This is a genomic window from Algibacter lectus (assembly GCF_004368925.1).
GTDB lineage: Bacteria > Bacteroidota > Bacteroidia > Flavobacteriales > Flavobacteriaceae > Algibacter > Algibacter lectus.
This window is the reverse complement of record NZ_SORL01000008.1, coordinates 919619-934371: the sequence shown is the minus strand read 5'-3', so window position 1 is coordinate 934371 and position 14753 is coordinate 919619. Positions and strand designations below refer to the sequence as shown.

Genomic DNA, 14753 nt, shown 5'->3' with positions numbered 1-14753 from the left:
TTTAGTAGTGACACTTACCACATTCTAACCCACCCATTTGAGCCGCTGTTAACTGATCTACACCATACTTTTTAGATAATTCATCATGAATTTTAGTATAGTAAGCATTATCTTTTACGTTAACATCAGTTTCTCTGTGACAGTTAATACACCATCCCATTGTTAATGGAGCATGTTGATAAACAACTTCCATTTCTTGTACAGGACCGTGACATGTTTGACACTCTACTCCTGCAACAGTTACGTGTTGCGAGTGGTTAAAGTAAGCGAAATCTGGCAAGTTGTGAATACGAACCCATTTTACCGGACTAGACTCACCTGTATATTTTTGCTCGGCATCATCCCATCCCGCAGCAGCATATAATTTTTTAATTTCACCATCGTAGAAATCTTTAGAGTATTCTGGAGATGTTTCGCCATTGTATTCATAAATAGATTTATGACAGTTCATACAAACATTTAATGAAGGCACACCAGATGTTTTACTAACTCTTGCAGAAGAGTGACAGTATTTACAATCTATCCCATTATCACCGGCATGTATTTTATGCGAAAAGTGAATTGGCTGTACTGGTTGGTAACCTTGATCTACCCCAATTTGAGATAAATACCCGTAAACAAAATATGCACTCGACAGTAAAAAGAATATTGTAAGAACCATTACTAAAAATTGGTTTTGCACAAATGCTTTCCAAATTGGAGTTCTTTTTGAATCTTCAGGCAATTCTATATTTTGAGCTGTTGCAAAACGGCGTAGTGTTTTATTCACTAAATACAATCCGGCAGCTAGAAGCATAAACAAGATTGCTAAGGCTCCTAAAATAATTTCGTTTGAAATCCCTCCTGACGTTTCAGATGTTTGAGCAACAACCGCTCCACCTGCAGGTGCAACTGGCGCTTTCTTTTCTTCAGCAGTGTATGCTAAAATATTGCTAATATCATCATCAGATAACTGAGGAAAAGCTGTCATGGCAGCACCACCGTACTCATTGTAAACCTTATTGGCATAAGAATCGCCAGATTTAATAAGTCCTGAACTATTACGTACCCAAGCGTGAATCCAATCACGATCTAAGCCTTGCTCGTCAGACAAACGCGTCTCTACATTACGTAAAGCCGGCCCGGTCATTTTCTTGTCTAATTGATGACAAGCCGCACAATTGGCATTGAATAAAGATTTTCCTTTTGCTGGATCGCCTTCCTGTGCAGAAAGGACTGATGTAAACGCTAATAAAATAATTAAGCTGAAACTAAGAGTGTTTTTACTTAATATACGGTGAATCACCTGTCTCATATTGTTGGTTAAATTAACTTCTAAACTTTGGTATGATTTTTTCATTACTAATAATTGAAAAAAAATACAGTTAAAAAAATCTCTCGCAAAAGTAATATTAAAAGTCGATTTTAGAAATGATAGCGTAGGTATAATTGGTAATTTAGAGAGATTCTAAATAAATAAAAGAACTGATAATTTAATTGCATCGTATATCTTTGCACAAAATAATTTGAAAATGAACTCATTGAAAACAAAATTAACTTTGTTACCCGTATTAACTCTATTGTTAACATCAACAATAAGTTTTTCGCAAGAAGGCCATGTTTCTTTAAATCAAGATCAAAACATAGCCGTTTTACTAGATTTAAAAAAGGAAATGAATAAAAACGAGCATGATTCCGATCGTTATAAAATCCAAATCTATTCTGGAAATCGTTCTGCCGCTCAAAATGCAAAAGCAGATTTTAACCAATCGTTCTCTGAGTGGAATCCATCTATAGAATATGAAACACCAAATTTTAAAATTTGGGCTGGTAATTTCACCACACGTTTAGAAGCCGATCGCGCACTTAAAAAAATTAAGAAAAAATTCCCTAGTGCTTTCATTTTTAAGCCGAAGAAAGAAAAAAACTAAAGCAATTTCTGCTTTTTAACCCCATAAACTAAGTTGTCTATTTTAACGAATATGACAACTTTTTTTATTTGATCTATTTTCTAATCATTACTTTATAATTCAAAATTGCTATCTCTAAACTCAACAAATTTTAGAGATAACGTTTTTCTAAATTAAAACTATGAATAACTTCTTTGGAGATTAAGACGCAAGGGAAACGTTTTGTTTACAGTTTATTATAGAAATAAGTGAAGTTTCTCTAAATTGAATAATTTTCAAACGCGACTTCTTTTATAAGCTGAAACCATTTCTTAATTAAGAAATTACAGCGAGGCAATCACATTAGAGACCTAAGTATTAGAACATAAAAAAACATTCCTAATAAGGAAAAAACAAACCCAACAAGAAATTAAACTTCAAATTTGGTTAACTTTCCTTTATTAGGAATGCTGTATGTAATATTTTAAAAAAAACTAAAGCACAACAGTGCCAAATACTAGCTTTCTGGAGCTAGTTCTACTTCAAGACCTTCCATTTCCGGCGTCATTTGAATTTGACAACCTAAACGACTATTTTCTTTAACATCAAAAGCTTCAGACAGCATCGCCTCTTCATCATCTCCCATCTCCGGTAATTCTGTATCACTAGTCACATAACATTGGCATGATGCACACATAGCCATACCTCCACAAATACCTATAGTTCCTTCTGGAGCCAACTCGTAAGAACGAACAACTTCCATTAAATTCATTGCCATATCTGTAGGGGCAACAATTTCGTGTTTTACACCATCTCTATCGGTAATTTTAATATTTATGTCTTGCATAGTACTGTTTTGTAATTCAATTAGTGATACGTCATAAGTCGTGCCACAAATTTAAGTTTTGTCGCTTTAATTTTAATACTTTTCTAACAGAAAATAGAAACCTTTATAAAAAAATAAAGAATCTTCATTTATTTCAAATTGAAGATTCTTTATTTATAAATTATACTGATATTAACCTATTAAATTTCAATATTAACAACCTTTTCAATTTGTGGTGCATACTTTTTAATAGTCATTTCAACACCCGATTTCAATGTCATTTGATTTACTGAACACCCAACACAGGCTCCTTGTAATTGTACTTTTACTAATGTATCGTTATCTTCAATAGATAATAACGAAATATCCCCGCCATCACTTTGTAAAAACGGACGAATTTCTTCTAATGCTTTTTCAACATTTAATCTTACTTCTTCGCTGGTCATATCTTATTTTTTTACGGCAGAACATCCAGCCATTGTTGTAATTTTAATTGCTTCTGTAGGTGGTAAATCGTCATTTCTTCTAACAACCTCTTGCACTACATTTTGCGTTAATTTTTCAAAAGCTTGCTCTAAAGGTGTTCCTTTTTGCATAGCTGCTGGACGACCAACATCACCTGCTTCACGAATACTCTGTACTAACGGAATTTCTCCTAAAAATGGCACTTTTAAATCTTCTGCCAAGTTTTTAGCACCTTCTTTTCCGAAGATAAAATATTTATGATCTGGCAATTCTGCTGGAGTAAAGTACGCCATATTTTCAATAATACCTAAAACAGGCACATTAATGCTTTCTTGTTGAAACATAGCTACACCCTTTTTAGCATCGGCCAAAGCCACGTTTTGTGGTGTACTAACAACAACAGCTCCTGTAATAGGTAGCGATTGCATTAAACTTAAGTGAATATCTCCCGTTCCCGGAGGCAAATCTAATAGTAAGAAATCTAACTCACCCCAATGTGCATCAAAAATCATTTGATTAAGTGCTTTTGCCGCCATAGGTCCACGCCAAACAACAGCTTGATCTGGTTGCGTAAAAAAGCCAATAGATAATACTTTAACACCATAGTTTTCAACAGGCTTCATTTTAGATTTACCCTCAATGTTTACGGCCAAAGGTTTTGCATCAGCCACATCAAACATAATTGGAATAGACGGCCCGTAAATATCTGCATCTAAAATACCAACATTAAAGCCCATTTTAGCTAAAGTAACAGCTAAATTAGCAGTTACCGTAGATTTCCCTACACCACCTTTACCCGATGCTATTGCAACTATATTTTGAATTCCGGCAACCGGTTTCCCCTTAATTACATTAGTCTTTGGTTTAGCAGGCGCATCAACTTTTACATTAACTGTAATTTTTGCTTTTTCGTAAACTTGCTCGTGTATTGTTTTTAATACATCTACTTCTGTACGTTTTTTTGCTTGTAAACTTGGGTTGTTAATTGTGATATCTACAATAACTTCGTCACCAAAAGTTATTACATTTTTTACCGCACCACTTTCAACCATATTTTGCCCTTCGCCAGGAACAGTAATAGTTTCAAGCGCTTTTAATATATCTTGTTTATTTAATTTCATTGCTTGTGTAATAATATTGGCAGCCAGCATATTTGACCACCGCTTAATTGAGAATAATTATAATTTACAAAGATAAATAATATCGATGGAAGTCTTAATACCTAAGTTAGAAGTTTTACTTATGTTATAATTGAAAATAGCTATTTATACTAAAACGCATTAAAAACAACCTTTTTTAGGTTGAAATCTAACAATTTTAATAAAAGAAAACGCTCTCGGTGGTTACTCTTCCTTGTAAACCCTCATAATATCTTCAACAGATTTATGTGGTCGACCAGCTGCCAATTCAAAATCTGAAAGCACATTATTCGATCCATTTTTTATTCCTTCGTATATTCCAGCAATTACGGTTCCAAGAAAATCACCCAATGCCGTTTTTCTTTCATACAAATAAGCCGCTACCGACACTGGAGTAAACTTCAGTTTAGTATTAAAAACTAGATTTATATAGTCTGCCAACTCACTCTGTGAAATAGCATGACCAACTAGATTATAGATTTTCCCGTTATGCTTATCTTCTATCAACATTTTAGAATAGGCAAACCCCAACTCTGCTCTACTCGTATAAGCACATTTACCATCGCCAGCGCAATTTCTAATTTCACCTTCTTCAATGTAAGTATCTAAATATTCTAAATCGGGCTCAATATAGATACCGTTTCTACCAATAGCGTAATCAAGACCTGAGTTCTGTACATCCTTTTCTGTCTGTCTGTTACTCTGCACTACAGGGCTAAAAGCCGTATTTTTTTCATCGCCAACAATGCTAGTATATACTATTTTTTTAACACCATTACTAACGGCAGCATCTATAACATTGCGGTGCTGTTGAATTCTTTTATCAGGCTCATCCATTCCCGAAAGCAACATAACAACATCTATACCTTGCAATGCGGCATCAAATTCTTCACGACTATTATAGTCGCCTTTTCGTATTTCAATGCCAAGGTGTTTTGCTTTTTCTGGTGAACGGGCAATTCCTATAACATGCTCTTTTCCCACCAGTTCTATTAGATTTTCTACAATGGTAGAACCTAATTTTCCGTTTGCTGAAGTTACTGCTATTTTCATATTAATATTATATTTTAAAATTTTACACAAGGCTTATTGCTTCTCTTATTTGAATTTCCACCATATCTAAAAAGCGTGTATTATTCTTCGGTTTAAAAATAGACAATTCAGTACAAGCCAACAAAACGGTATTTTTAATTGTATATTTTTCGATGATTTTCTGAAAACTGACTATGCCTGCTTGGCTTTCTTGTTTAGCATAAACTTGTTTTCGAAATGTATCAATTTGAACTCGATCTTCTTGCGAAGGAATTTCTATTTCTATTCCATTTGCGGTGAACACAGAACGAATATATGCTGAATTCATGGTGTATTCCGAAGCCATTAAAACAATTTTTGAAAGATTTAGCGATTTAATTTTTGCAACCGTTAAATAGACCGGATGCAAAATATTTTTCTGAACCTCTATTTGATCTATACTTTCGTGCAAAGTGATATTAGGAACCAAAACATGTGATATATCTAATTTTTCTATTTCGTTAATACAATCTTGAGTTAGCACATTTAGTTCCTCTGAGATATTTGGTAAAAGTGAATTTATAGCATCGAAATTCGCATTCCACATAATAAATGGACAAGTACTATAACCACCATGTTTTTCATTATATAGCCTATTCAACTCACTAATATAAAAAGTGGTCGTTTGGCTTCCAAGACCTAAAACAGCAAGTTTCACACTATCCACATTAAGTTTATTTAAAAAGAATTAAAATTAGTTTTCTTCTGAAAAACATAGATTTAACGAACTAGTTTTTAACGGTATTCAGGATTATCAAAATTCCATCTTGTTCCATCGTCCCAGTCTTCTCTAGAATTTCCATAACTAGGGTATCCACCTTGTTTTTTTAACATGGACGCTAAATGCAATAAATTATAGGTCATAAATGTTGTGTTACGATTAGTAAAATCAGAGCTGAAACCCATTGGTTTTTCTAACTTTTCGCCCTTCCACTCAGTATCACCATAACTTGGTCCGGGTCCTACTTCTCCAATCCATCCACAGTCGGCTTGTGGCGGTATAGAATACCCAACATGCTGAAGCGAATACAATATACCCATAGCACAATGTTTTACACCATCTTCATTACCAGTTACCATGCACCCGCCAACTTTACCATAAAAACTATATTGTCCTTTATCGTTTGTTTGCCCGCTCATACCATACAATCTTTCAATTAATTTTTGAGCAATAGACGATTTTTCTCCAAGCCAAATAGGTGTACCAACAATAAGAATATCGGCATCAAATATTTTTTTAAAAAGCTCTGGCCATTCATCTTTTTCCCATCCATGTTCCTTCATATCTGGATAAACACCAGTAGCAACATCATGATCTATAAATCGAATATCTTCTACAGAAACACCTTCGCTCTTCATAATAGATTTTGAAACCTCTATGAGTTTAGATGTATGACTCTCCATTGGAGATTTCTTCAGTGTACAATTTACATAAATTGCTTTCAGGTCTTTAAATCTTTTCTCGCTCATAGCTTTCGGTTTAGTTATTAAATTCTATTATTCAAAACATCATATTTTAATCTCTTCTAAGAATATAATCTGCAAAATAAGCTTTACTATCTAGTATTTTAGTTTCAAGATTAAAATCGGTTTTCTCGATTATTTTCTCAATTAACGCATCATTATATTTTCTAGATATTTCAGTATGAATTTTTTCTCCTTCAGTAAAATTATAGGTTTTTCCGGTGGCATTAATCTCAACAGTCTGATTAGCTGTGCTCACAATAAAGCTTTTGGCAACACCTTCAAGCTCATCATATTCTGGCTGATGTTTAAATTGATTAAGGTTGAAATTCCCTCCTAATTCATTATTAATTCTATCTAATAAATTAAGGTTAAATCTTTCCGTGACACCCTGACTATCATTATAAGCCGGAAGCACAACATGTCTCGCCTTTATTAAATCTACGCCTAACAAGAGTTTATCTCCAGCCTGTAAGTTAGACCCCAAGCTATATATGAAATCGGCAGCCATATCATCAGACATATTACCAATATTAGACCCTAAAAACAATACTATTTTAGGTTTCTTACTCTCCTTTAGGGACGCTAAAACTTTAAAATAATCGCCTTCTTGAATTTGCACAGACAAATTTGGAAGCTCATTTTTTAAATCTTTTTCCAATAAATTCAATGCATTGGAAGAAATATCGATAGGAAAATAATCGAAATTATAATTTTGAGCATCTAAAGACCTAAGTAGTTCTTTTGTTTTTGTGCCATCTCCAGCTCCTAACTCTATCAACTCAAAATAAGATTCTGTTGAAACGCTAAAGGCTTCAATAAGCTCTTGAGTTTTATTCTGGAAAATATCTAACTCACATCGGGTTAGATAATATTCCGGTAGATTCATAATTTCTACAAAAAGCGCATCGCCTATCTTATCATAAAAATATTTTGATGGTAATGTTTTACTATCTGCCTGTAATCCTTTATCGACTTCATTCTTAAAAACTTCTATCATATTACTTTACTAATCTTATTCCGGTAAACTGCCAGCGTTCCGAAGGATGAAAAAAATTGCGATACGTCTTTCGACTATGGTTTTGAGATGTCGCAACCGAAGCACCTCTTAATACCATTTTATTACTCATAAACTTGCCATTATACTCTCCAACCGCTCCATTCTCTTTTACAAAATTAGGGTATGGCAAATAAGCACTACTGGTCCACTCCCAACGTTTGCCCCAATCTAACTTTTGGGCAGCAACTTCCCACTCAAACTCGGTTGGTAATCGCATACCTTTCCACTCAGCATAAGCATTGGCTTCGTAAAAGTTAATGTGGCTTAAAACAGCATTTTTATCTACCTTTTGCAACCCAGAAAGCGTATAAACATGCCATTCTCCATCTATTTGATGCCAATACATGGGTGCTTTAATTTGCTCTGCATTTACCCAAGCCCAACCTTCGTCTAACCAAAGATTAAAATCGGAATAACCACCAGCTTCCATAAAAGCCAGATAATCTCCATTGGTTACCAAAAAGTTATTTATTTCAAAATCGGGTACATACACCTTATGCACACCTAATTCATTATCATAACAAAACCCTCTGTCTTGATATCCTATTTTATAAACATCTGCTGATATTTTTACAGTATCGACTGCAGTGTTTTTATCTTTTACTAAATTAAAATCTTTATTAAAAACAGGAAACAATGCATTGTGTCCAAGCATATACTTTACATCGGTAATTAGTAATTCTTGATGTTGCTGTTCGTGATTTAGACCTAAATCCACTAAATCTAATAGTTTCTGTTTTGGATTGGTTTCAAAAAAATCCAACATATGCTTATCTACATAATCTCGGTAGGCAAAAATAGTATTCGTACTTGGGCGAGACATATTACCTCGGTTAGATTGCAATACTCGACTACCAACATTATTATAATAGCTATTGAATAAAAAATTGAAGTTTGAATCGTACTCAACATAACCATCAAGTTCTGCTTTTAATATAAAGGTTTCGAAAAACCAAGTGGTATGGGCCAAGTGCCATTTTGCAGGACTCGCAAATTTAACGACCTGAATAGCATAATCTTCTGGATGTAAATGACTGCAAAAATCTATAGTTTGCTGTCTAATACTTTGATACTTTTCGTTTATAATCATAAATTTTATTAACGTGAAATTTGTATTATTCTACAGAGGTTAAATGACGTAACTTTTATCATAACTAGTCTCAATAAAACCCAAACACTTACAGAAATAGCATAACTATGCCGAGTTTTTCTCTAAAAACATAATGTGTAACAGACCAAAAAAATGATGGAGTAAGTTGAGTTTTGAAGTTTTTCAATTGATCTACAAGCACTTCAAAAACTTAACATTTGAAGAAACCAAAATTGAAACCACTACAAATTTAATAGCGTAATTTACCTATGGAAACGTATCCATAAAACCCTCTGCCTATAAAAATAGAATAAATTGAAACCAATTCCAAATCGTAAAAACCAGATTTACTTGGTTATCGCTTATTATAAGGAATGCCTGTGGAAAGCTATTATTTAATAATGGTAATTAAATATTAAAATAAAAAGCATGAGGTAATCTTTTATAAATGCTCGGAAGGATCCCAATAAACCTTGTCTAAATTTTGAATTTGATTATCGACAACCTCTATACCTTCACTTTCTAAAAGTTGTTGCATAAGGTTGGTTCCGTCAAAATGATGTTTACCAGTTAGTAAACCTTTTCTATTTACCACGCGGTGGGCAGGAACATCTTTTCCGTGAGAACCATTCATGGCATAACCAACCACTCTAGAACTTCTTGCAGCTCCCAAATATTTGGCAATAGCTCCATAACTAGTAACACGGCCAAATGGAATTTGCTTAGCCACTTGGTAAACTTTATCGAAAAAATTTAGTGTTTCCGGTTTCATTGTTATATTTCTCTAATAATATTTATTAAAGTTACTATTGCAATAATACCAGTAATACTGCCAATAATGCGGTTCATATTTTTTTGAGACGTTAATGTTTTACTCTTTATTTTATCAAAAAAGAAAATATACATGTAAAGCGTAACAAAAGTCCCCATAGCTGCACCAGCAACATAAGAAATAATACTGGTTTGACTAAAATCTAACCACCCAAAAGATGCCAAAGTAATAGTCATGTAAGCTTGGTAAGGTATCGGGAATACATTTATACCGGATAAAAACAAACCTTGAAAAAAACGACTTCCTTTACTTCTAATTTTGGGTTCTACCTGTTCCTTAGGTTCAGACTTAGCTATAAACAAGAAATAGATAGTAATTAAAACAAAAATAACGAACGCTACACGCTGTAACACATCTATTACATCGTGATTTTTACTTAAATAACGCGCAAAGATCGCTGCTATAGAAGTTTGAATAATTACAACAACGCAGGCACCAATAGAAAACATAATACCCCGAACATGACCTTCTTTTAGACTAATTTTTGCGGCCGTCATGTTTAGTAATCCTGGCGGAATAACACCCACAAGCGCAAAAACCAACCCTAGAAAGAAGATAAATGTAATATTCAAAACTATTTGATTTTAAATTTAATATAGGTAATAGCCTTATTTTTCTCTAAGTATTGCGACTCATAAAAGGTTTGAATACTTGTTACCTCTTCTGGGCTACCTTCTTGTTTGTAAACATTATGGTTGGCATACAACACTTCGTGACCTGCACCATGCAATAAACCAAGTGTGTAACCGTGCATAAATTCGCTATCAGTTTTTAAATTCATAACACCGTCTGGTTTTAGAATTTGCTTGTAACGCTCTAAGAAAACAGCATTAGTCATGCGGTGTTTGGTACGCTTGTATTTTATTTGTGGATCTGGGAAAGTAATCCAAATTTCGTCTACTTCATTATTAGCAAAAGCGTGATCGATAAGTTCTATTTGCGTACGCAGAAAAGCCACGTTAGGTATATTTTCTTCTATAGCTGTTTTTGCGCCTCTCCAAAACCTAGCACCTTTAATATCGACACCTATAAAGTTTTTATTTGGATATTTTTGTGCTAATGCAACCGAATATTCTCCTTTTCCACAGCCTAATTCTAGAACTAATGGATTATCGTTTTTAAAAACCTTAGAACGCCATTCTCCCTTTAGACTAAAAGTTGACTCTACCAATTCTTCTCTTGATGGTTGAAACACGTTGGAAAAAGTTTCGTTTTCTCTAAATCGTTTCAGTTTATTTTTACTACCCACAGTATATTAACTATTTGTTATTATTAGTTTTGAATTGGTAAAATTACGGAAATATACCCAAGTGTTTATATGCTTACCTTTGAATTTGCCGAAAAGTGCGTTAGGGATTGATGCGGCATCCTTTTTTTGCTAGATTAAACTTAAAAAACCGACAATAACCACTTGGTTTGTCTGTAATTTAACAAAACCAACTTTATAAAGTTGCATAAAAAAAGATATAGCGGAAAGCCCGACCCTTGTGGTAACGCCATAATAAAAGCTTTTATTTAGAATTTTAATTGATGAAAAAACGAATTTTAGTTGCGCCATTAAATTGGGGTTTAGGGCATGCTACGCGATGTATACCTATTATTAATGCATTAATTTTAAACAACTTCGAACCTATAATTGCTAGTGATGGCGTAGCTTTGGCTTTGTTAAAAAAGGAATTCCCTAATTTAAAATGCATTGAATTACCTGCATACAACGTAACGTACGCTAAAAACGGAAAGCATTTTAAGCTGAAACTTATTAAAGATTCGCCTAAATTGATGCAAGCTATTAAGGCTGAAAAAAAAGCGACTAAAAACATTGTTGATTCTGAGGGTATTTCTGGGATTATATCGGACAACCGATTGGGTGTTAGGAGTAAAAAAGTGCCATCTGTTTTTATTACGCATCAATTAAACGTTTTGAGTGGTAGCACGACTTGGCTAAGCACTAAAATGCATCAGAAAATTATTAATAAATTTGATGCCTGTTGGGTTCCCGATACACCGGGCGATATTAATTTAAGCGGAAAACTAGGCCATGTAAAACGTTTTGAACTGCCTACAACTTACATTGGGCCATTAAGTCGTTTTACTAAACAGGAGACTGAAATTAAAAATGATGTTATGGTGCTAATCTCTGGTCCAGAACCACAACGGACCATGTTAGAAGAACGTCTTTTAAATAAATTGGAAGTTTTTAACGGCCAAGTAGTTTTTGTGAAAGGTGTAATGGAAAATGAGCAAACCAAGGAAGTAAAGGACAACATGACCATTTATAATTTTATGACATCGGCATTACTAGAAAAAACAATAAATGAAAGCGAATTGATTGTTTCTCGATCGGGTTACACCACCGTAATGGATTTAGCGAAACTAAATAAAAAAGCACTTTTTATACCTACACCAGGGCAGTTTGAACAAGAATATTTAGCAGAACGACTTAGTGATATGCGCTTGGTGCCAACTTGTAGTCAGGACGATTTTAACATAAAAGTGCTAGAAAACATTACCGGTTATGCTGGATTAAAAGCTTTTGATTTTGAAATCGACTTTAAAAAATTATTCAGCTTTTTCGAGGGTGAATGAGAATTCACTACCCACACTGTATTCACTTTCAACATATATTTTTTCTTGGTGTGCCTCAATAATATGTTTTACTATAGAAAGTCCAAGCCCAGAACCGCCTTCTTTTCTAGAACCTGTTTTATCAACTCTATAAAAACGCTCGAACAATCGTGGTAAATGTGCAGATGCAATACCCTCGCCATTATCGGTTACCCGAACAATAATTTTGTTTTTTATTAAATTTTCGATACTAATTTCAGTAGTACCTTTTTCACTTCCGTATTTAATAGAATTCACAATAAGGTTAATTAAAACCTGCTGAATGCGCTCTTTATCTGCCTTAACAAATATTGGCTTTTTATAATTCATATCGAAGGTTAACGTAATTTTCTTCTTTGCCGCTTTCATTTCCAGCATATCGAAAATTGTTTCTACCAACTCTACAATATTAAAAGTTTCTATTTTAAGTCTTAAATCTCCAACTTCCAATTTGGTAATCATATCCAAATCTTCCACAATATAACTTAAGCGTTCAATACCTTTACTGGCACGCTCTAAGTATTTTTCGCGAATTTCTTTGTTATCCATTGCTCCATCAAGTAAGGTTAAAATGTAACCTTGTACTGTAAACAATGGCGTTTTTAACTCGTGAGACACATTTCCCAAAAACTCCTTTCGGTATTGCTCTCTAACTTTAAGAGTTTCTATTTCTAACTTTTTATCGCGTGCAAATTTATCTATTTCTTGAGTAAGCGTGTGCATATCGGTAGTAATAGCACCTTTGGTAAGCTTTGCCGATTCTAGTAAAGTTAGATCGTCGTATATTTTTTTAACACGCCGATATATAAATCGCTCTACTCGATATTGAATAACAATAAAACAGAAAACATAGGTACTAATAGCAAGCACGGGAATTTCCCATAACTCAATATTAGAGAAGTAAAATAAAAAAACGCCCAATAAGAGCGTTATATATAAGGTAATATAAAACGACGTAACTCTCGCGAATCGATACGATTTTTTAAATTTAGTCTGTTTCATTACAAATTAATCTACAAACTTATAACCTACACCTTTTACAGTTTTAAAGCTTTTATCACCTAGTTTTTCACGTAATTTTCTAATGTGCACATCAATAGTACGTCCACCAACAACTACTTCGTTGCCCCAAACGGTATCTAATATTTCGTCGCGTTTAAAAACTTTTCCAGGTTTAGAAGCTAATAAAGAAAGTAATTCGAACTCCTTTCTTGGTAAAATAATTTCTTTCCCTTTAGAAGTAATTTTATACTCGTCTCTATTAATAACTAAAGATCCAATTTTCAAGGTATCGGCAACATCTTCTTCCTTAAAACGACGAAGAAGCGCTTTTACTTTACTCACTAAAACTTTTGGTTTTATAGGCTTTGTAATATAATCGTCCGCACCAGCATCAAATCCTGCTACTTGAGAATAGTCTTCACCACGAGCTGTTAAAAAAGTCACGATAGTATTTGCTAAATCGGGATGCTTTCTAATTAATTCACAAGCTTCAATACCATCCATTTCTGGCATCATAACATCTAGAATTATTAACTGTGGTAATTCTTTTTTTGCGATTTTAACACCTTCGGCGCCGTTTTCGGCTGTAAGCACCTGATAACCTTCACTTGATAAATTATAACCTACAATTTCTAAAATGTCCGGCTCATCATCAACCAACAATATTTTAATGTCTTTTTTTTTCATTTGTAAAGAAAATCTGTTTCTTGAAGTAAAGATAAAGCTAATAACATAATTTTATTAAAATTAAAAAATTAATAACACTAAGGTAACAATCGCGAAACAAATTGATAAACTTTATAACAAATTATAATAAAGTTAACTATTTTTTGGCATTAAAATTGTAGTATTCATCTAACTTTGAAATAACAAACGAGTAAATATGAAGAAACAATACTTTTTAATCTTTTTTACCATTATTTCTTTTTTTGCCATCCAGTCTATGGGTGCGCAAACCTCTAGCAATACAACACCTAAAATCGAAGGTTTAACCATTTACCCAAACCCGGTAAGTGCATACGATAATGAAGTTTCTATAGCATCAAAAAGCAACTTAACAAAAACGGTAAAGATTTTTAATGTGCTGGGAAAACAAGTACTTTCTGCCAGACTTATTGGTAAAACACTTAATATTTCAAAACTAAGTAAAGGGGTTTATATTTTACACATTACCGAAAATCAAGTGAGTGAAACTAGAAAACTGATTGTAAAATAATTTTTTTGAACATATAAATATAATAGCGCTACCAATTGGTAGTGCTTTTTTATTTTATCTACTTTTGTACTATAATATTTAGGCTACTAAAACTACTGAACCGTTTTATGCCTTTA

Annotated in this window: 17 protein-coding genes; 3 read left to right on the top strand and 14 right to left on the bottom strand. The window is 33.4% G+C overall.

From position 1 onward, the window contains the following. Position 1 precedes the first annotated feature (1 nt). Positions 2–1294, bottom strand: a complete 1293-nt coding sequence (locus DFQ06_RS12410) for a c-type cytochrome (RefSeq protein WP_042497792.1) — start codon at positions 1292–1294, stop codon at positions 2–4. 217 nt (positions 1295–1511) lie between these two features. On the opposite strand from DFQ06_RS12410, the gene DFQ06_RS12405 reads away from it, so the two are divergent. Continuing rightward, positions 1512–1910: an SPOR domain-containing protein gene (locus tag DFQ06_RS12405; RefSeq protein WP_074937254.1), complete on the top strand. Its 399-nt coding sequence runs from the start codon at positions 1512–1514 to the stop codon at positions 1908–1910. A 475-nt stretch (positions 1911–2385) separates the two neighbouring features. Here the strand turns inward: DFQ06_RS12405 and DFQ06_RS12400 are convergent, their stop codons facing one another. The 11 genes from DFQ06_RS12400 to trmB all read right to left on the bottom strand — a co-directional run bounded on the left by DFQ06_RS12400 (position 2386) and on the right by trmB (position 11064). Further along, positions 2386–2715: a 2Fe-2S iron-sulfur cluster-binding family protein gene (locus DFQ06_RS12400; protein ID WP_042504708.1), complete on the bottom strand. Its 330-nt coding sequence runs from the start codon at positions 2713–2715 to the stop codon at positions 2386–2388. A 179-nt stretch (positions 2716–2894) separates the two neighbouring features. After that, positions 2895–3140: a NifU family protein gene (locus DFQ06_RS12395; RefSeq protein ID WP_042504706.1), complete on the bottom strand. Its 246-nt coding sequence runs from the start codon at positions 3138–3140 to the stop codon at positions 2895–2897. Between the two features lie 3 nt (positions 3141–3143). After that, entirely contained in the window at positions 3144–4280 is a 1137-nt protein-coding gene (locus DFQ06_RS12390; RefSeq protein WP_074937553.1) for an Mrp/NBP35 family ATP-binding protein, read from the bottom strand. 222 nt (positions 4281–4502) lie between these two features. After that, positions 4503–5351, bottom strand: coding sequence for an SDR family oxidoreductase (locus DFQ06_RS12385; RefSeq protein ID WP_074937257.1), 849 nt, complete (start codon positions 5349–5351; stop codon positions 4503–4505). Positions 5352–5373: 22 nt separating this feature from the next. Further along, positions 5374–6036: an aspartate/glutamate racemase family protein gene (locus DFQ06_RS12380; RefSeq protein WP_133967957.1), complete on the bottom strand. Its 663-nt coding sequence runs from the start codon at positions 6034–6036 to the stop codon at positions 5374–5376. 68 nt (positions 6037–6104) lie between these two features. Next, on the bottom strand, positions 6105–6839 hold the full coding sequence (locus DFQ06_RS12375) for a flavodoxin family protein (RefSeq protein WP_133967955.1): 735 nt from the start codon (positions 6837–6839) through the stop codon (positions 6105–6107). A 46-nt stretch (positions 6840–6885) separates the two neighbouring features. Further along, positions 6886–7833, bottom strand: coding sequence for an L-histidine N(alpha)-methyltransferase (locus tag DFQ06_RS12370; protein WP_042504704.1), 948 nt, complete (start codon positions 7831–7833; stop codon positions 6886–6888). A gap of 1 nt (position 7834) precedes the next feature. Continuing rightward, positions 7835–8983 (bottom strand): ergothioneine biosynthesis protein EgtB, encoded by a 1149-nt coding sequence (gene egtB / locus DFQ06_RS12365; RefSeq protein WP_133967953.1) that lies wholly within the window; start codon positions 8981–8983, stop codon positions 7835–7837. A 442-nt stretch (positions 8984–9425) separates the two neighbouring features. Then, positions 9426–9755, bottom strand: coding sequence for an MGMT family protein (locus tag DFQ06_RS12360; RefSeq protein ID WP_074937273.1), 330 nt, complete (start codon positions 9753–9755; stop codon positions 9426–9428). 2 nt (positions 9756–9757) lie between these two features. Beyond that, positions 9758–10387, bottom strand: coding sequence for a LysE family translocator (locus DFQ06_RS12355; RefSeq protein WP_042504702.1), 630 nt, complete (start codon positions 10385–10387; stop codon positions 9758–9760). A gap of 2 nt (positions 10388–10389) precedes the next feature. Next, complete coding sequence (trmB, locus tag DFQ06_RS12350) at positions 10390–11064, bottom strand: tRNA (guanosine(46)-N7)-methyltransferase TrmB (RefSeq protein ID WP_133967951.1); 675 nt, start codon at positions 11062–11064, stop codon at positions 10390–10392. A gap of 281 nt (positions 11065–11345) precedes the next feature. Between trmB and DFQ06_RS12345 the strand changes: the two genes are divergently transcribed. Beyond that, positions 11346–12401, top strand: a complete 1056-nt coding sequence (locus DFQ06_RS12345) for a glycosyltransferase (protein WP_133967949.1) — start codon at positions 11346–11348, stop codon at positions 12399–12401. Here the strand turns inward: DFQ06_RS12345 and DFQ06_RS12340 are convergent. Further along, the gene (locus tag DFQ06_RS12340) at positions 12375–13421 is read right to left on the bottom strand and encodes a sensor histidine kinase (RefSeq protein WP_042497586.1); all 1047 of its coding nucleotides are present in this window, start codon (positions 13419–13421) and stop codon (positions 12375–12377) included. The genes DFQ06_RS12345 and DFQ06_RS12340 overlap by 27 nt on opposite strands. Before the next feature lie 6 nt (positions 13422–13427). Further along, on the bottom strand, positions 13428–14108 hold the full coding sequence (locus DFQ06_RS12335; protein ID WP_042504700.1) for a response regulator transcription factor: 681 nt from the start codon (positions 14106–14108) through the stop codon (positions 13428–13430). 196 nt (positions 14109–14304) lie between these two features. Here DFQ06_RS12335 and DFQ06_RS12330 point away from each other — a divergent pair, with 196 nt between their 5' ends. After that, positions 14305–14637, top strand: a complete 333-nt coding sequence (locus DFQ06_RS12330; protein ID WP_074937279.1) for a T9SS type A sorting domain-containing protein — start codon at positions 14305–14307, stop codon at positions 14635–14637. Positions 14638–14753: the final 116 nt, after the last annotated feature.

What these genes read in the sequence shown, in the direction of transcription:
- DFQ06_RS12410 (WP_042497792.1), bottom strand. Translation starts at nt 1,294, where the DNA reads ATGAGACAGGTGATTCACCGTATATTAAGTAAAAACACTCTTAGTTTC.
- DFQ06_RS12385 (WP_074937257.1), bottom strand. Translation starts at nt 5,351, where the DNA reads ATGAAAATAGCAGTAACTTCAGCAAACGGAAAATTAGGTTCTACCATT.
- DFQ06_RS12345 (WP_133967949.1), top strand. Translation starts at nt 11,346, where the DNA reads ATGAAAAAACGAATTTTAGTTGCGCCATTAAATTGGGGTTTAGGGCAT.
- DFQ06_RS12330 (WP_074937279.1), top strand. Translation starts at nt 14,305, where the DNA reads ATGAAGAAACAATACTTTTTAATCTTTTTTACCATTATTTCTTTTTTT.
- DFQ06_RS12335 (WP_042504700.1), bottom strand. Translation starts at nt 14,108, where the DNA reads ATGAAAAAAAAAGACATTAAAATATTGTTGGTTGATGATGAGCCGGAC.
- DFQ06_RS12400 (WP_042504708.1), bottom strand. Translation starts at nt 2,715, where the DNA reads ATGCAAGACATAAATATTAAAATTACCGATAGAGATGGTGTAAAACAC.
- DFQ06_RS12390 (WP_074937553.1), bottom strand. Translation starts at nt 4,280, where the DNA reads ATGAAATTAAATAAACAAGATATATTAAAAGCGCTTGAAACTATTACT.
- DFQ06_RS12405 (WP_074937254.1), top strand. Translation starts at nt 1,512, where the DNA reads ATGAACTCATTGAAAACAAAATTAACTTTGTTACCCGTATTAACTCTA.
- DFQ06_RS12370 (WP_042504704.1), bottom strand. Translation starts at nt 7,833, where the DNA reads ATGATAGAAGTTTTTAAGAATGAAGTCGATAAAGGATTACAGGCAGAT.
- DFQ06_RS12395 (WP_042504706.1), bottom strand. Translation starts at nt 3,140, where the DNA reads ATGACCAGCGAAGAAGTAAGATTAAATGTTGAAAAAGCATTAGAAGAA.
- DFQ06_RS12375 (WP_133967955.1), bottom strand. Translation starts at nt 6,839, where the DNA reads ATGAGCGAGAAAAGATTTAAAGACCTGAAAGCAATTTATGTAAATTGT.
- DFQ06_RS12360 (WP_074937273.1), bottom strand. Translation starts at nt 9,755, where the DNA reads ATGAAACCGGAAACACTAAATTTTTTCGATAAAGTTTACCAAGTGGCT.
- DFQ06_RS12340 (WP_042497586.1), bottom strand. Translation starts at nt 13,421, where the DNA reads ATGAAACAGACTAAATTTAAAAAATCGTATCGATTCGCGAGAGTTACG.
- egtB (WP_133967953.1), bottom strand. Translation starts at nt 8,983, where the DNA reads ATGATTATAAACGAAAAGTATCAAAGTATTAGACAGCAAACTATAGAT.